This window comes from Prevotella sp. RM4 (assembly GCF_000701965.1).
In the GTDB taxonomy this organism is placed as follows: domain Bacteria; phylum Bacteroidota; class Bacteroidia; order Bacteroidales; family Bacteroidaceae; genus Prevotella; species Prevotella ruminicola.
Genome location: NZ_JNKG01000007.1, coordinates 865,617 through 885,291 on the forward strand (window position 1 = coordinate 865,617; position 19,675 = coordinate 885,291).

General features: G+C 48.9%; 13 protein-coding genes. 5 read left to right on the forward strand and 8 right to left on the reverse strand.

The window, feature by feature from the left end; translation table 11 throughout:
* Positions 1–15: 15 nt before the first annotated feature.
* From trpB to T499_RS0104705, 3 genes are all read right to left on the reverse strand, one after another.
* A complete protein-coding gene (trpB, locus tag T499_RS0104695) occupies positions 16–1,221 on the reverse strand; it encodes a tryptophan synthase subunit beta (protein WP_033149907.1) in 1,206 nt (401 codons plus the stop codon).
* Positions 1,222–1,588: 367 nt separating this feature from the next.
* Complete coding sequence (gene uvrA, locus T499_RS0104700) at positions 1,589–4,429, reverse strand: excinuclease ABC subunit UvrA (RefSeq protein ID WP_033149908.1); 2,841 nt, start codon at positions 4,427–4,429, stop codon at positions 1,589–1,591.
* Positions 4,413–4,814 (reverse strand): gliding motility-associated C-terminal domain-containing protein, encoded by a 402-nt coding sequence (locus T499_RS0104705; protein ID WP_369793355.1) that lies wholly within the window; start codon positions 4,812–4,814, stop codon positions 4,413–4,415. The genes uvrA and T499_RS0104705 overlap by 17 nt, the downstream gene beginning before the upstream one ends.
* A 139-nt stretch (positions 4,815–4,953) precedes the next feature.
* Here T499_RS0104705 and T499_RS0104710 point away from each other — a divergent pair, with 139 nt between their 5' ends.
* Genes T499_RS0104710 through T499_RS0104730 form a run of 5 tightly spaced genes read left to right on the forward strand, consistent with a single transcriptional unit; the run spans position 4,954 to position 11,007 of the window.
* Complete coding sequence (locus tag T499_RS0104710) at positions 4,954–6,306, forward strand: PBP1 and LysM peptidoglycan-binding domain-containing protein (RefSeq protein WP_033149910.1); 1,353 nt, start codon at positions 4,954–4,956, stop codon at positions 6,304–6,306.
* 18 nt (positions 6,307–6,324) lie between these two features.
* Complete coding sequence (locus T499_RS0104715; protein ID WP_028907630.1) at positions 6,325–7,134, forward strand: porin family protein; 810 nt, start codon at positions 6,325–6,327, stop codon at positions 7,132–7,134.
* Between the two features lie 10 nt (positions 7,135–7,144).
* The gene (locus tag T499_RS0104720) at positions 7,145–8,677 is read left to right on the forward strand and encodes a peptide MFS transporter (RefSeq protein ID WP_033149912.1); all 1,533 of its coding nucleotides are present in this window, start codon (positions 7,145–7,147) and stop codon (positions 8,675–8,677) included.
* Positions 8,678–10,075, forward strand: a complete 1,398-nt coding sequence (locus T499_RS0104725) for a Na+/H+ antiporter NhaC family protein (RefSeq protein ID WP_033149913.1) — start codon at positions 8,678–8,680, stop codon at positions 10,073–10,075.
* A complete protein-coding gene (locus T499_RS0104730) occupies positions 10,072–11,007 on the forward strand; it encodes an endonuclease/exonuclease/phosphatase family protein (RefSeq protein WP_033149914.1) in 936 nt (311 codons plus the stop codon). The genes T499_RS0104725 and T499_RS0104730 overlap by 4 nt, the downstream gene beginning before the upstream one ends.
* On the opposite strand, the gene T499_RS0104735 is transcribed toward T499_RS0104730, so the two are convergent.
* From T499_RS0104735 to yidC, 5 genes are all read right to left on the reverse strand, one after another.
* Positions 10,997–12,352, reverse strand: coding sequence for an MFS transporter (locus T499_RS0104735; protein WP_033149915.1), 1,356 nt, complete (start codon positions 12,350–12,352; stop codon positions 10,997–10,999). The genes T499_RS0104730 and T499_RS0104735 overlap by 11 nt on opposite strands.
* A complete protein-coding gene (locus tag T499_RS0104740; protein ID WP_033149916.1) occupies positions 12,328–13,791 on the reverse strand; it encodes a DUF1846 domain-containing protein in 1,464 nt (487 codons plus the stop codon). The genes T499_RS0104735 and T499_RS0104740 overlap by 25 nt, the downstream gene beginning before the upstream one ends.
* Positions 13,792–13,793: 2 nt before the next feature.
* Positions 13,794–15,416: an MFS transporter gene (locus T499_RS0104745; RefSeq protein WP_028907624.1), complete on the reverse strand. Its 1,623-nt coding sequence runs from the start codon at positions 15,414–15,416 to the stop codon at positions 13,794–13,796.
* A gap of 105 nt (positions 15,417–15,521) precedes the next feature.
* The gene (locus T499_RS0104750) at positions 15,522–17,690 is read right to left on the reverse strand and encodes a dipeptidyl-peptidase Dpp5 (protein ID WP_013065720.1); all 2,169 of its coding nucleotides are present in this window, start codon (positions 17,688–17,690) and stop codon (positions 15,522–15,524) included.
* Between the two features lie 5 nt (positions 17,691–17,695).
* Positions 17,696–19,585 (reverse strand): membrane protein insertase YidC, encoded by a 1,890-nt coding sequence (yidC, locus tag T499_RS0104755; protein WP_033149917.1) that lies wholly within the window; start codon positions 19,583–19,585, stop codon positions 17,696–17,698.
* Positions 19,586–19,675: the final 90 nt, after the last annotated feature.

Consider the following 19,675-nt stretch of genomic DNA (forward strand, 5'->3'; position numbering starts at 1 on the left):
ATGTTCAATGTTCAATCAAAAATTTCCGTATTCACCAGCCATAGCCTTATTCTTCAGATAGGTCTCTACGTCCTTATCGCCGCGACCTGAAACCGTCAGCACTACTACATCGTCCTTCTTGAACGTGAGTTTCGAGAGTGCTGCGATGGCATGTGCACTTTCGATGGCGGGGATGATACCCTCCATGCGGGTCAGCTCGTAACCGCCACGGATAGCCTCATCGTCGTTGATGCTCAGCACCTTACTGCGACCTTTCTTGGCCATGTTGCAGTGCATAGGTCCTACGCCTGGGTAATCCAGACCTGCCGAGATGGTGAATGCCTCCTGTATCTGTCCGTTCTCATCCTGCATCACCAGCATTTTTGAGCCATGCAGAATACCGGTTGTACCTTTGTGAAAGGTAGCCGCAGTATGGTCGGTCTGCCAACCGTGTCCGCCAGCCTCAGCCAGTACTATCTTGGTACGCTCCTCGTTTACGTAGTGGTAGATGGTGCCGGCTGCGTTGCTACCGCCACCGATGCAGGCGATGAGATAGTCGGGATAGTCGCGACCAATCTGGGCCTCTAGCTGCCATTTTATTTCTTCGCTGATCACAGCCTGCATCTTGGCTACCAGGTCGGGGTAGGGGTGTGGGCCCATGGTGCTACCTACCAGATAGTAGGTGTCGCGTGGGTGACAGCACCAGTCGCGGATGGCAGCGCTGCAGGCATCGCTCAGCGTCATGTTACCTGTGCGCACTGGGTTTACGGTGGCTCCCAGCATCTTCATGCGTTCTACGTTGGTGTGCTGGCGCTCCACATCTGTTGCACCCATAAACACTTCGCACTTCATATTCATCAGTGCACATACTGTAGCGGTGGCTACACCGTGCTGTCCGGCACCTGTCTCGCAAGTAATACGGGTTTTACCCATCTTCTTGGCCAGCAGAATCTGTCCGATGGTGTTGTTAATCTTGTGGGCACCAGTATGGTTCAGGTCCTCGCGCTTCAGGTACAGCTGACAGCCGTACTTCTCGCTCATACGCTTAGCGTAATACAGTGGACTGGGGCGACCAACGTAGTCTTTCAGCAGGGCATGGTATTCTGCCTTAAACTCTTCACTCTCAATGATGGGCAGGTAAGCCTCCTGCAGGTCGTGCACACACTTGTAGAGTATCTCGGGAACATACGCCCCGCCAAACTCTCCGTAAAAACCTTTCTCGTCAGCAAAATAATTCTCCATATCTATTTATATTTTCAATTTTCAATGTTTAATAAAAAAAGGCCCGTCGCTGTCGCGACGAGCCTTTTTATACTATATCTATAGGTATACGGCATTAAACCTCGCGACTATTTAATCTCGAGCTCTGCCACCACCAATAGTTGTTCTGAATTCTGTTCATATTCTATGTTGTCTTTATAACATTTCGGCTGCAAAAGTATATATTTAATTTCAAACCGCCAAACATTTTGCCAACTTTTTAATAAAAAAGTAAGCAAAAGTTGCTATTTGCTTACAAATTTACCCTAATACTAACCATGCTTTACCCTGATAGTAGAACAAGGTTAGTGTTAGGGTAGAGGTGAAGTTGCCTTCCGCTTTTCAATTCTTATTTGTCTAATATCTCCTTGATAAAGCGAGGTGTGTAGCCTCGCTTACTTTTGGCTACTTGCTGGGGAGTACCGGCACAGAGAATTTCGCCGCCGCCACGACCGCCTTCGGGACCGATGTCGATAATCCAGTCGGCTTGGCGGATTACATCAAGGTTGTGCTCAATGATAATCACTGTGTTACCACGATCAACCAGCTGCTGCAGCACCTGCATCAGAATACGGATATCCTCGAAGTGCAGACCGGTTGTAGGCTCGTCGAGAATATACATGGTTTTACCCGTGTCGCGCTTTGAGAGTTCGGTGGCTAGTTTTATGCGCTGACTCTCGCCACCAGAGAGGGTGGTAGAGGGCTGACCTAACTTGATATAACCCAAACCTACATCCTGAATGCTCTTGATTTTTCGCAGGATGTCGGGCACGTTCTCGAAGAACTCCACAGCCTGATTGATGGTCATATCGAGCACATCGGCAATCGACTTACCTTTATAGCGCACCTCGAGGGTTTCGCGGTTATAACGTTTGCCATGACAATCCTCGCAAGGCACCTGGATGTCGGGCAGGAAATTCATCTCGATGGTCTTGTATCCATTACCGCCGCAGGTTTCGCAACGACCACCCTTGACATTGAACGAGAATCGACCAGGTTTGTAACCACGAATCTTAGCCTCAGGCAGGTTTACAAACAGCGAGCGGATATCGGAGAATACACCTGTATAAGTAGCTGGGTTAGAGCGCGGTGTACGACCGATAGGACTCTGATCCACACTCACCACCTTATCTATCAGGTCGAGACCCTCGATGCTCTCGTAGGGCATGGGGCGTTTGAGCGAGCGATAGAAATGGTGTGACAGGATGGGTTGCAACGTCTCGTTGATGAGGGTACTCTTACCTGAGCCGCTCACACCGGTAACGACGATGAGCTTACCCAATGGGAATTCGGCATCGATATGCTTGAGGTTATTACCTGTACAACCGCGCAGTACCAGACTCTGCCCAGAACCCTTTCTCGGGGTGAGCGGTGCAACGTGAGTGGTGAGCGATTTGTTGAGGTATTGCGCTGTGAGGGTATTGGTTTTCAATAGCTCGGCAGGAGTGCCTTGGAACACTACCTCGCCACCTTTACGACCGGCACGTGGACCGATATCCACAATGTAATCGGCACTGCGCATCATATCCTCGTCGTGCTCTACTACAATCACAGTGTTACCGATATCGCGTAGTTCCTTGAGCGAGTTGATGAGTCGTTCGTTGTCGCGCTGGTGCAATCCGATAGATGGCTCGTCGAGAATGTAGAGCACATTAACGAGCTGCGAGCCAATCTGAGTAGCCAGTCGGATGCGCTGACTCTCACCACCCGACAGGGTTGCCGACTGGCGGTTGAGCGACAGATAGTCGAGACCTACATCGAGCAGGAAATCCAAACGGGTTTTGATCTCCTTCAGAATCTCCTTGGCGATGGTATATTCCTGTTTCGATAAGTTATTGCCTATTTCCAGTTCGTCGATCCACTTACGCAAATCAATCAGATCCATATTGGCCAAATCGGCGATATTGCGACCACCGAATGTGTAGGAGAGGGCCTCGCGATTCAGTCGCTGACCATGACATTCAGGACAGGTAATTTCGGCCAGGAATTGGTCGGCCCATTTCTGTCCAGCCGACGAGTCGTCGTTCTCCATCACACCACGCAGGTATTTAATGATACCATCGAACGATACAAAGTAATCGCTCGATGTGCGTACCAGATCCTTATCGATACGTACATCCTCTAGCGAACCATAGAGTAGTTCGGTCATCGCATCGTCGGGGATGTCGGCGATAGGGGTATTTAAATCACACTCGAACTTCTTCAGGATTGCCTCTACCTGCCAGAATATCATCTGGTTTTTATATTTGCCAAGAGGCACGATGCCGCCCTCACGGATGGTGGCTTGCTTGTTGGGAATTACCTTGTCGAGATCGATCTCGTTGATAACGCCCAAACCCTTACAATGCGGACAGGCGCCTTGGGGCGAGTTGAACGAGAAGTTGTTAGGTGCCGGATCGCTGTAGCTGATACCTGTGGTGGGGCACATCAGGCGCTTTGAGAAATGCTTGACAGAGCCCGTGTCCTGATCAAGAATCATAATCAGTCCGTCGCCCTGTTTCATGGCGAGGGTGACTGTCTTCTGCAAGCGCTCCACATCGGGCGTTTCGGGTACTTTGAGTTTGTCAATCACTACCTCGATATCGTGATTCTTGTAGCGATCCACTTTCATGCCCTGTACAATGTCGAGCATCTGACCATCTACACGGATATGCAGATAGCCTTTGCGGCGCATACTCTCGAACAGTTCGCGGTAATGACCTTTACGACTGCGAACGAGTGGTGCCAGGATGTAGATTTTATGACCGGCATAGTCGTGCGTAATCATATCCAGCACACGTTCTTCGGTGTAGCGTACCATCTCCTCGCCTGTAGCAAAGCTATAGGCACGACCGGCTCGGGCAAAGAGCAGACGCAGATAGTCGTAAATCTCGGTGGTAGTACCAACTGTTGAACGTGGGTTCTTGTTGGTGGTTTTCTGCTCGATGCTGATAACTGGCGACAGACCGGTAATCTTATCCACATCGGGGCGCTCCATACCGCCAAGGAAGTTGCGGGCGTAGGCCGAGAATGTTTCGATATAGCGGCGCTGGCCCTCGGCAAAGATGGTGTCGAAGGCTAACGACGATTTGCCGCTGCCACTCAATCCCGTAATCACCGTGAGCGAGTTGCGGGGAATCTCTACATCAATATTCTTAAGGTTGTGTACGCGTGCGCCGTACACATTTATCTTTTCATCTTCTCTGTTCATCTCCTCTTAGTAAGTTTACGTCTTTGCGTATGTTGTATATCACATCATCGGTGCCACGGGCTTTTACCAGCACAAAGTAAACACCGGTTTTAACTTCGCTACCATGATAGGTGCCATCCCATCCCTCGGCAGGGTCGGTCCACTCGTAGAGTTTCTGTCCCCACCTATTAAATATGTACGCGTGAAATTCTGACAGGTTCCGATATTCCTTAGCTTTGAAAATATCGTTATGCCCATCGCCGTTCGGGGTAAAGGTGTTTGGCATCACGAGCTTACTCTCGTCACCGGTAGAGGTGAGCGAGTCGGTAGCTGCCGTGTCGGTCTGTGCGCTGACCGAAAGCGATGCAAACAAGGCTAAAACGGTAGGAATTATCTGTCGAAACATCATTTTTTACTCATTTAAAGTGCAAAGATACTAAAAAATTGATAATTGGCAATTCTTTTTTTAAAAAAGCGGTAAAACCGAGCGGATATTTGATAATTATTTAGTACTTTTGTACGCGAAATGACTAAATTTTGAAAATATGACGCGAGTTTTAAGATATTTTTTATTCTTAGCTGCCCTCTGTCTGACAGTTGGTGTGGCCTCGGCTCAAGAGGGTGAACAGATACGCGGATTGCATAAGGTGAAGAAGAAGGAAACCATCTTCGGCATATCGCGTATGTATGATCTTACCATCGAGCAGCTGATGAAGGCTAACCCCGAGATGAACGAGCCTGGCTACGAACTGAAGAAAGGCGCCGTGCTGAAGATTCCGTTTGCTACCCTGCAGGTAGCAACCCCCGTAGCCAAAGAGCCCGATATGGATGCTACCGATGATGTACGTAAGCGTGCCATCCGACTGGGTGTGATGCTGCCGCTGCACAATGTGAATGGCGACGGCAAGCGCATGGTAGAGTACTACCGTGGTGTGCTGATGGCTTGCGACAGCTTGAAGCAGCGTGGCGTTTCGGTTGATATCCATGCCTGGAATGCTGCTGAGGACGGTAATATCAATGAGATACTGAATGACGAGGCTGCTGCCAAGTGCGACCTGATTATCGGTCCGCTCTACTCTAAGCAGATGGCAGCCCTGTCGGCTTTCGTCGAGAAACATAAGATTAAACTGCTGATCCCATTCTCTATCAATGCGCCCCAGTTGGCCGATAATAAGTACATCTATCAGGTGTACCAGAGTCATATTACTCAGAACTCGGCCACTATCGAGCATTTTGTGAAGGGATTCAAGAACTACCATACGGTGATTATTGACTGTAACGACTCTACCAGTAATAAGGGTGAGTTTACCACAGCCCTGCGTCGCCAGTTGGAGCAGCAGAAGATGACATGTAACATTACCAATCTGAAATCAGGCGAGAGCGATTTCTCAAAGGCATTCAGTCGTACCAAGCCTAATGTGGTGATACTGAATACTGGTCGTTCGCCTGAACTGGGTGTTGCTTTCTCAAAGCTGAATGGTTTGAAGGTAACCGATCCTGATCTGACTATTACCATGTTTGGTTATACCGAGTGGTTGATGTACACCCGTACGCACTTAGAGAACTTCTACAAGTTTAATACCTACATACCGTCGGTGTTCTACTATAATCCGCTGTCGGCATCAACCAAGCGACTGCAGCAGAAGTTCCGCTGGAATTTCCATACCGATATGCAGAACAATCTGCCTCGCTTTGCACTTACCGGTTTCGATCATGCTTACTTCTTCCTGATGGGCTTGCACCGCGAGGGACGTAAGTTCTTGGGTGCAGAGAGTAATCCCGACTATGTGCAGACACCATTGCAGTTTGAGCGTTATGGCAATGGCGGATTGCGTAACCATACACAATTGTTTGTTCACTACACCCGCGATAGCCGCGTGGAAACGATTAAGTTCTAAAGAATGAGGGATGTAAGGATGATAAAGCGTATATTTGTAATTTTTTCATTTTTCCATTTTTTCATTGCAACGGCTGTTGCTCAGGTAGGCGACTATCGTAACGACTTGGCTGTTGGTGTAAACGGCGGTTATGTAATGAGTAATGTATCATTTGTGTCGAAGGTACCACAGTCGATGTTAGGTGGCATTACCGGTGGTATCACGGCCCGTTACACTTGTGAGAAATATTTTAGTAGTATCTGTGCTGTAACGGCTGAGTTGAACTTTGCACAGATAGGTTGGCAGGAAAAGATATGGGATATGAACGATCAGCCCGTGCCCCTGCATACCGATCCTTCGCAGAATCTGGAGTATAAACGTAAGATGACTTACGTGCAGATACCACTGCTGGCCCGACTGGGCTGGGGCCGTGAGCGCAATGGCGTGCAGGCCTTTATCCATCTGGGGCCTCAGATTGGATTCTATCTGAACGATAAGGTGGAGAGCAACTTTGATGTGCACGATCCTGCCTTTAACCCAGCTATCAAAGATGGAAAATTCGGTCCCGACTACATGTATGGTGACCTGCGTGCATCGCATGTGGTGGCACAGGATACCATGGCCATCGAGAATAAGTTTGATTATGGTATTGCTGTAGGTGCAGGACTTGAGTTCAGCAATCGCCACTTTGGACATTTCATGATAGAAGGCCGCTACTACTACGGATTAGGTAACATATATGGCAACACAAAACGCGACTATTTTTCGCGATCTAACTTCGGTAACATCGTGATTAAGTGTACTTATCTGTTTGACATCATCAGAACAAAGAATTCTAAAATCAAATAAATAATTAATTATGTTCGAAAATCAACCCAAAGGTTTATTTGCGTTGGCCCTGGCCAACACAGGCGAGCGCTTCGGTTATTACACCATGCTTGCCGTGTTTGCTCTTTTCTTGAGAGCTAATTACGGATTGTCGCCAGCTATGGCAGGCACAATCTACAGTTCGTTCCTTATGCTGGTTTACTTCCTGCCCCTGATTGGTGGTATCCTGGCTGATAAGTTCGGTTTCGGAAAGATGGTTACCACAGGTATCATCATTATGTTTGCCGGCTATCTGTTGCTGTCGGTGCCCCTTGGTGGCGATACCGTAGCGCTGGTAGTGATGCTGGCTGCCCTGTTGCTGATTGGTTTTGGTACTGGTTTGTTCAAGGGTAACCTGCAGGTAATGGTGGGTGACTTGTATAACGATCCGCAGTATAAGGATAAGCGCGATGCTGGTTTCTCTATCTTCTACATGGCTATCAACATCGGTGCCCTGTTTGCACCTACTGCTGCCATCCGTATCAAGGAGTATGCTGAGACCGCGCTTGGTTATTCATCTAACGATGCTTACCACTTCTCGTTTGCTGTGGCATGCGCATCGCTGGTACTCTCGATAGCCATCTATTACATGTTCCGTTCAACCTTCCGTCATACTGAGGGTGGAACCAAGAAGGCTGCTAAGGCTGATGCTGCAAGCACTGAGCCTGAGCTCACTAAGGAGGAAACCAAGCAGCGTATTGTGGCTCTGTGCCTGGTATTTGCTGTGGTAATCTTCTTCTGGATGGCCTTCCACCAGAACGGTTTGTCGCTCACATACTTTGCCGATGAGTTTACTGCTCAGAGTGCTCAGGGCCTGCAGGCCATGTGCTTCGACGTATGGAACCTGGTAGCCATCGTATTCATTGTGTATGCTTCGTTCTCACTGTTCCAGTCGAAGACTCCAAAAGCAAAGGCTATCTCACTGGGTGTGATTGTGTTGGCACTGGCTTTCCTGTTTATTCAGTATGATGCTGAGGGTACAGTAACTGTATCAGCTCCTATCTTCCAGCAGTTCAACCCCTTCTATGTAGTAGCCCTCACACCAGTATCGATGGCTATCTTCGGTTCGTTGGCAGCTAAGGGCAAGGAGCCATCTGCTCCCCGTAAGATTGCTTATGGTATGATTGTGGCCGCTATCGCTTATGCACTGATGGCCTTCTCATCATTCGGCCTGCCAATGCCTCAGACCGAGGTAGGTGCTGATGGTAACCCTGTTGCTGTTCATGTAGCTGATGTTACACCAAACCTGCTGATTATGGTTTATCTGGTGCTGACATTCGGTGAGCTGCTGCTCAGCCCAATGGGTATCTCATTTGTATCAAAGGTTGCACCTCCAAAGTACAAGGGTATGATGATGGGTGGCTGGTTTGTTGCTACTGCCATCGGTAATCAGCTTGTTGTAGTAGGTGGATTGCTGTGGGGTGCAGTACCCCTCTGGATCTGCTGGAGTGTGTTCTTGGGCGTTTGCTTGGTAGCTGCAGTATTCATGTTCGCTATGATGAAGCGTCTCGAAAAAGTTTGCTAAATGATTTCATTTATCCCATTCATAGTACTGATAGTACTCATTACATGTTGCGTTGCCGTTTTTGGCAACGCAACTTTAGATGGTGCCAGTCAGGTGTCGTTGTTGGCGGCATCGGCAGTTAGTGTGTTAATAGGCCATTTCTCCAAACGACTGGAATGGGAGAATCTGGAAAAAGAGATAACGGATAAGATAGCCAGTTGTACACCGGCTATCATTATCCTTTTGTTGATTGGTGCCATCGGTGGAACCTGGATGGTATCGGGCATTGTGCCTACGATGATCTATTACGGCATGCAGATTATCCGCCCCGAGGTGTTCTTGGTGAGCAGTAGTGTGCTGTGTGCATTGGTGAGTTTGATGATCGGTTCGTCGTGGACTACCGTTGCTACCATCGGTGTAGCGCTGATGGGTATCGGTAAGGCACATGGTTTTGATGATGGCTGGATTGCCGGTTCTATCATCACAGGTGCTTATTTTGGTGATAAGTTGTCGCCATTGAGCGATACTACTGTGTTGGCTTCGAGTGTATCGGGTACGCCGTTGTTTACGCATATCCGTTATATGCTTTATACCACGGTGCCTTCGTTCTTGGTATCGCTTTCTATCTTCCTGATTGCAGGACTGATGATGAACGTATCGGGTCATGGCAATGTGCAGGAGTTTATGGAGGGCTTGCAGCATACGTTTGTGATTTCGCCTTGGTTGTTGATAGTACCTGTACTGACGGGTGTGATGATTGCGCGCCGTTGGCCATCGATGGTGGTACTGTTCCTGGCTATTCTGTTGGCAGCCGTGGTAGGATTGTTGGTACAGCCCGACCTGATCCGACAGATTTCGGGTCACGATGGTTTCCTGTCATCTTACAAAGGTATGATGCAGGTATGTTACGGCAGTACGAATATTGAGACGGGCGTGCCGATGCTGAACGATCTGGTGCAGACCAGTGGTATGGGGGGCATGATGCCGACTATCTGGCTGATTATTTGTGCACAGACTTTCGGTGGCGCGCTGACGGCAACCGGACAGCTGGCCGACCTGATGAAGGTGGTGCTGCGTTGGGTGCGTGGTACAGCTTCGTTGGTAGCTTCGACGGTTGGCACCTCGCTGTTCTGCAATATCGCGATGGCCGATCAGTACCTGTCGATTATGCTGGCCAGTTCGATGTTTAAGGATGTATATAAGAAAGGTGGCTACGAGGCCCGTTTGCTGAGTCGCAGTTGCGAAGATGGTGCAACGGTAACCTCGGTACTGGTGCCTTGGAACACTTGCGGACTTACCCAGAGCACCGTGCTTGGCGTGGCTACGCTCACTTATCTGCCTTATTGTTTCTTCAATATCCTGTCGCCTATCACGAGTATCCTTGTGGCAGGTCTTGGCTGGAAAATCAAGCGTAAATGATACTCAGTCTGCTGTTATCGGGCTTCTTGACATTTGTAGAGTTGAACTGCGAAAACTTGTTCGACTATATTCACGATGCTGGTAAGCAGGATACTGAATTTCTTCCAGAATCGGACAGACATTGGACGTCGAAACGTTATTGGCATAAACTGAATATGGTGGCTCAGGAACTGCTTTCGTGTTCGGATGAAGGCAATGGTATCCCTGATTTAGTGGCATTATGTGAGGTTGAAAACGATTCGGTGATGCGTGATTTCACGCGTCGCTCGCTGTTGCGTAATGCCGGCTATCAGTATCTGATGACTTCTTCGCCCGATGAGCGCGGCATTGATGTGGCGCTACTTTATGCGCCAGCTTCGTTTGCACCAATCCGTAGTTATGCTATTCGTGTGAATCCTGTCGAGGGCATGCGTGTTACACGAGATATATTGTATGCCTGTGGCGAAATTGTTTCTGGTGATACACTCCATGTATTTGTGGTGCATCAGCCCAGTAAGTTTGGTGGCGAGAAACATAGTCGCCCATTCAGACTGGCTGTGGCAGATCGACTTTGCCAATCGATAGATTCTATCCGAGCCATCTCTCCTGATGCCAAACTGATGGTTGCGGGCGACTTTAATGATGGTGCGCTTAGTCCGAGTTTGTTACAATACGAGCAACATGGTTTGGTGAACCTGACCAAACATGCTAAGGGTGCCAATGGTGTTTGTGGCACCTATCGTTACAAAGGCGAGTGGGAGAGTATCGATCATATATTAGGCAGTTCCTCTATTAATAATAAGGTGGATACCGCTTTTATTCACGCACCGAAGTTCTTATTAGAAGAGGATGCCAGATATGGCGGGTATCGACCACGAAGAACGTATATCGGTCCTCGTTACCAGGGTGGTTTCAGCGATCACCTGCCATTAGTTGTACGACTTATTTTTTAATATTCGGCAGTTGCAACCCGTAGTTCTTTTTCTTGTCGATTACCAGTATGGCAATCGCTGTTAAAGCTGCGCCTAATGCCGTAAATCCAAAAATCAGCATCGAGGTAGTGTAGGTAGGATCAGTTTCATTAGCTCGTCCTACACACATGGGAATCACAGCACGTCCGAAGTTCTGGATAAAGAAAATCATGGAGTAGGCTGTGCCTAAACACTTCAGTGGGATAATCTTTGGTACGCAAGGCCATAAGGCGGCAGGTGCCAACGAGTAGCCAATGCTGAGTGTGACCATCAAAGCGATGGCGATGGTGCTGCTGTGAATAGGCAGTGAGAAACCGAAATGAACGGCTGTAAGCATAAGTGCACCTGTAATCACCAAGGTTACGCCTTTGCCATAGCGGTCGTAAATCAGTCCGAATAATGGTGTCATCAGGATGGTACCGAAGGGTGCAATCGATGAGAAAAATCCTGCGATATCGGGATCAACACCATATTTCATTACCATCAGTTTGGTTGAAAACTTGAGGAATGGTGATACAGCCGAATAGAACAATACGCAGAACAGTGTAATGAGCCAGAAACCGGGATTACGAAGGGTGACGAGGATATCAGAGAAATGGAATTGCTCCTCATACTGCGTGTTATCAGCGTTATCCTCTGTTGTTTGTCCACTATCATCTAACTTGCGGTCCATTACGCAGAATACCAGGAATGCCAACAGACCGATGATTAAAAATGCCAGCGATATTAATAGTGGCATGGAGAGTGTGTAGTGGCGGGCGATGGGGGCTGAGATACTCAGGGCTGCAGCGGTGCCCAAACGGGCCATGGCTAACTGGATGCCCATGGCCAAGGCTAACTCATGACCAGTGAACCATCGTACCATGGCTTTTGATACGCTGATGCCTGTCATCTCGTAACCTACACCGAATATAGCAAATCCCAAGGATGCCCAAACGGCTGAGGCGGGCAGCTGATAATCGAGAAATGCTATGGGCTCGTTACCGAATTCGGCCGTTACGGCATAATACTTTATCAGTGTGCCTAAGGCCATCAGCGAGCAAGCTAACGTGCCTGTAAAACGGATACCCATCTTGTCGAGAATCAATCCCGAGAAGAAGAGCATCAACAGAAATACATTGATAAAACTGCCTGCGCCTGAGAAGAAACCATAGTCGGATGGTGTCCAACCTAAGCCTCCCTGCTCCTTGGGCAGTTCAAGGAGCGTTTCGAGTGGCGACATAACGTCGTTAACGAAATAGCCCATCATCATGGCGGTTGCCACGATGATGAGCACTATCCATCTCGCAAAAGGAGAGTTGTTTATTTTTTCTTTACTGGGTCGCATGTCAATCCACAACCTAATTTCTTGAAGATCTTGCGGTCAACCTCGCTCAGCATAACGGTGGTGTGTACCTGACAGCCGCGCAGCTTGGGCAGCTGCTCCAAGGCTTTGCGACATTTCTCGTCGTCGTTAGAGAGTACGCTCAGGGCTACCAGTACCTCGTCGGTATGCAGGCGGGGGTTCTTACCACCTAAGTATTCAATCTTGGTCTTCTGTACGGGCTCGATCAGACTCTGTGGTATCAGCTTCTCCTCGTGATTTATCTCTGCCAGATGTTTCATGGCATTGATAAGCAGAGCGGCACTGCAACCTAACAGTGGCGACGACTTGGCGGTGATGATAGTACCATCCTCAAGCTCGATAGCAGCAGCCTGCAGACCTGTCTCGATCTTCTTCTCGTAGGCAGCTGTTGTAACCGGACGGAAGGCGGTAGTAATCTTGGCCTGATTAAAGAGCATACGTATCTTGTTTACCTCGCTCTCGTTATCGGCACCATCGGCCATCTTGTTGGTGGCATCGTAGAAACGGCGGATGATCTCATCCTTCGAAGCCTTGCAGCAAATCTCATCGTCGCTGATGCAGAAACCAATCATGTTCACACCCATATCGGTGGGCGACTTGTAAGGATTCTCACCGTAGATGCCCTCGAAGAGAGCATTAAGCACGGGGAAGATTTCGATGTCGCGATTGTAGTTCACGGCAGTCTTGTTGTATGCCTCCAGGTGGAAGGGGTCGATCATGTTCACATCGTTCAGGTCGGCAGTTGCAGCCTCGTAAGCGATGTTTACAGGATGCTTCAAAGGCAGGTTCCATACGGGGAAGGTCTCGAACTTTGCATATCCGGCACGGATGCCACGCTTGTTCTCGTTGTAGAGCTGACTCAGACAGGTAGCCATCTTACCGCTACCAGGACCAGGAGCTGTTACGATAACGAGTGGACGTGAGGTCTCTACGTAATCGTTCTTTCCAAAACCCTCGTCGCTGGCAATCAGCTCCACGTTGTGTGGGTAACCGTCGATGGGGTAGTGGATGTACGATTTGATGCCCTCGCGCTCCAGACGATGACGGAACTGATCGGCAGCATGCTGACCGTTGTAGTGGGTAATAACCACACTGCCCACCATGAAGTTGCGGCCCATGAACTCATCGCGCAAACGCAGTACATCCTCGTCGTAGGTAATGCCGAGGTCGGCACGTACCTTGTTCTTCTCGATGTCCTCGGCGCTAACCACGATGACAATCTCGATGCTGTCGCGCAGCTGGCCCAGCATGCGCAGCTTACTGTCGGGTTTGAAACCGGGCAGAACACGCGATGCATGGTGGTCGTCGAACAGTTTGCCACCTAACTCCATGTAGAGCTTGCCATCGAACTGAGCGATGCGCTCCTTGATATGCTCAGACTGAATCTTGAGATACTTGTCGTTATCGAAACCTATTTTCATAATTATTCTGTGATGTTTGGAAGTTCAAGACCAATACCTTTCTTCTTATCTACCACCTTGAGCACGAAGCCCAGGATGAGGGCTGCTACACCAAGCGAAGCCAGCATTACCAGAGGTGCAGTGTAATCGAACTGTGTTGGATCGGTTACGCCAGGGTTTGTCTGGTCGAGTACCTTACCAATCAGCAGTGGGAACAACCACAAACCGATGTTCTGAATCCAGAAAATCAGAGCGTAGGCCGAACCGATTACCTTAGCGTCAACCAGCTTGGGCACTGAAGGCCAGAGGCTTGCAGGTACCAGTGAGAACGAAGCACCCAGCACCAGAATAGTGGTGTAAGCGATGATGATACCACCAACAGCATTGCCCTTGAACATTGGCAGAACGAAGGCGAAGGTGAGGTGACAGGCAATCAGCAGGATTGAACCCAGTACCAGCATGGTGGCTGCCTTACCGTGGTGATCGAGATAGCTACCAAGGATAGGTGTGATGAGTACAGCCAGCAGTGGGAATACAGCAAAGATACTCTCGGCTGACTGACGCATGAAGCCCATATAACAGTAGGTAATGAGTGCTAAGATTGAGAGAGCCAGCAGACCGAACTTCAGGTTGGCTTTCTTCTGGAAGTTTGAGGCGAAACCTGCAGCAGCCACAATCAGCATGATGATGTACTGAACGATGGTAACATCGGGCTGTGCCCAGAATGAGTTAGCATCGGGGGCTGTAAGAGTCAGGTTACACTGCAGCATGTTTACAGCATACTTCTGGAAGGGGAAGATGGCTGAGTAGTAAAGCACGCAAAGCAGAGCTACAATCCAGAAACCAGCATCGGTAAGAATCTTACCCAGGTCGCTGATCTTAAATGGATCGTCTTTCTCCTCAGCTTCGCCAGTCTGTGCATCCAGCTTCTGGTCCATGAAGAAGTAAACGATGGTCATGATGAGTGCGATACACATCAGTACCACACCGAAGGCTACTGAACGGCTTACTGAAACCTCACCACCCAAACGGGCAAAGAAAGGCGAGAAGATCATACAGGTGGCAACACCCAGACGGGCGAGTGCCATCTCTGAACCCATAGCCAAAGCCATCTCACGACCCTTGAACCATTTTACAATACCACGACTTACGGTGATACCGGCCATCTCACAGCCACAACCAAAGATCATGAAGCCGCAGGCAGCAAACTTAGCCGAAGCAGGCATGCCAGCATAGAATGGTGATACACCCAGTTCGTCGAATACGGGGATATAATTAAGATGGTTGTTAAACCAAGTCTCGAGTCCGGTTCCCATGAAGCTCTCGCTTACGGCATACCATTTTACGCAGGCACCAACCACCATTACAGCAGCCGAAAGCACAGCAGTGAAACGAACACCCATCTTATCGAGGATGATACCTGCGAAGATGAGGAAGAACACGAACACGTTAAGGAATACCTCTGAACCCTGCATGGTTCCGAATGCTGTTGAGTCCCAACCACGGGTCTCCTGCATCAGGTCCTTGATAGGTGAGAGGATGTCCATAAAGATGTAGGCACAGAACATGGCCAGTGCCAGCAGTAAAAGCGCAGTCCAGCGCATTCCAGCGCTGTCGCGAAGGGTCTTTTGAATTGCTTGAGTCATTATTTTGTTTCTATTTAATTACTTTTCGTATTTATTCCCACGTTGGGAACATATTATTCCCACACTGGGAATGAATTGTTCCCAACGTGGGAATATATTGCTTGCTTATTTCAACCAGCGGTCCAACCAGTTAAAGAAGGTGCGCTGCCACAGTACACCGTTCTGTGGTTTCAGTACCCAGTGGTTCTCATCGGGGAAGATGAGCAGCTCGGCTGGAATACCCTTCATGCGTGCAGCATTAAAGGCCGACATACCCTGAGTGGCGTTGATACGGTAGTCCATCTCGCCGTGAATCACAAGGATAGGTGTATCCCACTTGTCAACAAACTGATGAGGTGAGTTCTTGTATGTCTTGTCGGCATTAGCGGTACGATCCTTGTTCCAGTAGGCATCGTCGTACTCGAAGTTAGAGAACCAGTTCTCCTCGGTCTCAGTGTACATGGCCTCCAGGTTAAAGGCACCATCGTGAGAGATGAAGGCCTTGAAACGCTTATCGTGATGACCTGCCAGATAGTAAACCGAGAATCCACCGAACGATGCACCTACGGCACCCAGTTTGTCCTTATCTACGTATGGCAGATTGTTGGCAGCGTCGTCGATAGCTGCCAGATAGTCCTTCATGCACTGACCAGTCCAGTCGCCAGAGATCTCCTCGAGCCACTCCTGACCGAATCCGGGCAGACCGCGACGGTTTGGTGCTACCACTACATAACCCTGTGATGCCATAATCATAAAGTTCCAACGGTAGCTCCAGAACTGTGATACAGGACTCTGAGGACCGCCCTCGCAGAACAGCAGGGTGGGGTACTTCTTATTCTCGTCGAAGTTTGGTGGCAGAATTACCCAAACCAGCATCTGCTTGCCATCGCTGGTCTTTACCCAACGCTGCTGTACGGTTGGCTTAGCCAGCTGATCAAGGATGTGCTTGTTTTCGAAAGTAAGCTGCTTGGTCTGTGTCTTCTCAGGCTTCTTGAAGTTTGGAGTAACAATATACAGATCGGCAGGTGATGTGTAGTTATGACGCTCCATCAGCAGCTGCTTTCCATTGTTCATCAGGTGAATCTGTCCAAAGTCGTCCCAAGTGTTGGTCAACTGCTTTAGTTCACCCTTCCAGTTTACGGCGTAGAGGTTGATGGTAGCGTGCCAAACACCGATAAAGTAAATCATCGCGTCCTTAGAATCGCTCCAAACAAAGTCCTCAACACTTGAATCAAAGCTCTCGGTTACATATTTCTTCTCACCAGTAGCCAGGTTGTAAACACATAGGCGCAGGCGATCAGCCTCATAACCATCGCGCTCCATCGAAGTCCAGGCAATATACTTGCCATCAGGCGAGAACTTAGGATTCTGATCGTAACCTACGTTATTCTTCAGGTTCTCCTTGGCATTCACACTCTGATACTTCAGGGTCTTGGTAGGATTAACCTTTGGTGCCTTGTAATCGGCAGGTTTGCAAAGGTTCTTGGTCTCGCGCGTACCTATTATATATAAATAGATATCTGAGTCGGTTGAGATAGAATACTCCAGACCGGTCTTCTTACGACAGGTATAGGCAATCGACTTAGAGTCGGGTGCCCAGTCTAACTGCTCGATACCACCGAATGGCTCCATGGGGCACTCGTAGGGCTCGCCCTCCAGAATGTCGATACCATCCTTGATGCCATCCTCTGTTACATCAGCAACAAAGGGGTGCTGGATGCTCTCTACATAGTGATCCCAGTGGCGATACATCAGATCGGTTACCAAGCGGCCAGTAGCCTTTGGCAGATCGTCGGGATTCTTCTTGATAATCTCGTTGAACTCGAGTGAGTGGAGCAGAATCACCTTCTTGCCATCAGGCGAGAACTTGAAACCCTCGATAGGTTTCGAGGTGTTCGAAATCTGCTTGCGGTCAGAACCGTCGGGGTTCATAGTCCACAGCTGTCCACCGGTTAGGAAAGCAATCTTTCCGTTATACCAGGTAGGATCAGTCTCGCTCTTGCTTCCTGTGGTCAGAGTGGTGTTGCCTGTACCATCAGCGTTGATGATGGCAATCTTCTGCTGACTCTTATTAGCCTTTACGCTGTAGTAGCCAATCTGGTAAACAATCTGCTTACCATCGGCCGAAGCCTCGGCAGCACCTACACGACCCATGGCCCAAAGTGCCTCGGGTGTCATCAGGTTGCTGGCAAGCTTGATGTTCTGTTTCCCTATCTTCACGTTTTCTGCTGCTTTAACGGGATTAGCTAAAAGCATCATTCCCAATAGTAAAACTGGAATTCTAAATTTCTTCATAAAGTTTATCTTTTTTGTTGGTTCATACGCTGTTTCTGCAGTTCCTCTGCCTGCTTCTGCATAGCCTCCAGACGGGCTGCCAGACCAGAAGTCTTCTTCTGAGGATTGTTCTTGTTCTCCTTGTATTTGGCCTCCAGAATGGCGAGCAGTTTCTCGTCGTTGGTAGTCTTGCGGAGTGTCCACATGATGGCAGCCGAGAAGAACAGTGAGATAAAGTAGTAGAAGTTCAAACCTGATGAGTAATCGTTGAACATGAAGAAGAACATGACTGGCATCAAGTACATCATCCACTGCATCATCTTCATCTGCTCAGCCTGCTGACCAACCATCTGGTCGCGCTGCTGGCGCATAGTCATATAGCTATAAAGCACGTTGGCTACACAGAACAGGATACAGGTAAGCGACAAGTGATCGCCGATACCCCAGATTTGAGTGCCCCATTCGATGATTGGATCGTAAGTAGAAAGGTCGCTGATCCACAGGAACGACTCGCGACGCAACTGGATAGCGTTAGGTACGAAGAAGAACATAGCCATCCAGATTGGGAACTGGATGAGCATTGGCAGACAGCCTCCCAGAGGTGATACGCCATACTGTGAATAAAGCTGCATCATGGCCTGCTGTTTCTTCATCTGATCCTCGGGTTTATCATACTGCTTGGTAGCCTCGTCGAGTTTTGGCTTCAGCACACGCATCTTGGCAGATGACATGTAGCTCTTTTTCACCATTGGGAAGGTGATGACCTTCAGCAACAGGGTAATCAGAATGAGCACGATGCCCATTGAGAAGCCCCATGAGGTGAGCCAGTCGAATACGTAAATGGTAAACCAGCGGTTAATCCAGCGTACCAGCCACCAACCCAGGTTTACTAACTGCTCCAGGTCGAGGTCCTTACCGAATGCGCTCTGCTGCTCCACGTCCTTAATCAAACGGAAGTCGTTAGGACCGATATACATTTCGAACTCAGTTGCCTTAGCACCTGTGGGATCGAAGGCAGTCTTCAGTTTTGCGTTAAACTGCTTCAGATAGCCCGAACCCTTCTGCTGAGGAATGCTGGTAAGCAGTGAATTGGCTGCAAACTCATCCTTAGCAATCAGAGCAGCTGAGAAGAACTGGTTCTTGAAAGCCACCCAGTCCAAAGCCTCATCAATATTCTCGTCAATCTTTTCAGATGTCTCGCTCAGATAGTCGGTACCACCATTCTTCTCCTTATAGGTAACCGAAGTGTAACGGTTCTCAAAAGTGAAACCCTTCTCCTGCTGACGTGCCAGGTCGGTCCACTCAATGCTCATCTCCTGATAGTTAGGAGCAAACATGCCCTGCAGGCCATTGGCCTTCATGTTGAAGTGCAGCATGTAGTCTTTACCCAGGACGTAGTTGAATTCGATGCTACCACCATTGCCAGCCTGAGCAGTCATGGTGAGGGTAGAATCGGTAACGTTTGATGGCGTGAAGAACAAGTCCTTGGTGATGATGTTCTCCGATTTACCAGCCAACATAAAGTTCATCTGCTGGGTGTTCTCGTCGAACAGGGTTACACCCATCTGGTCGTTCAGATTCTCAAAATTCTTAATCACTGCTTTAGCAAGTGTACCACCTTTTGTGTTGAAGGTCAGCTCAACCTTGTCGTTCTTCAGAACAACGGGCTGGTTCTTGCCGTTCTGTGCGGCATAGAACAGTGCTGTTGTGTCACCCTGAGCAGCTGCTGCAGCCTGTGCTTTACGTGCTGCCGCTTCGGCTTTCTGCTTCTTGGCGGCATCCTGTTGCATCACTGTAGCAATGCTGTCTTGTTTTCTCGCAGCTTCCATTTCCTCCTGCGAAGGCTGGTTGTACCAGCTGAAGCCGATAAGCACCAGCGCAATGAGGACGAAGCCGATAATAGTGTCTTTATTCATTTCTATTTTGCTTTTTTATTAATGTACGCGTAAATCAAGGTGCAAAATTACGAAAAAAATGCGAAAAGAATGCATACTATAGGCAAAAAA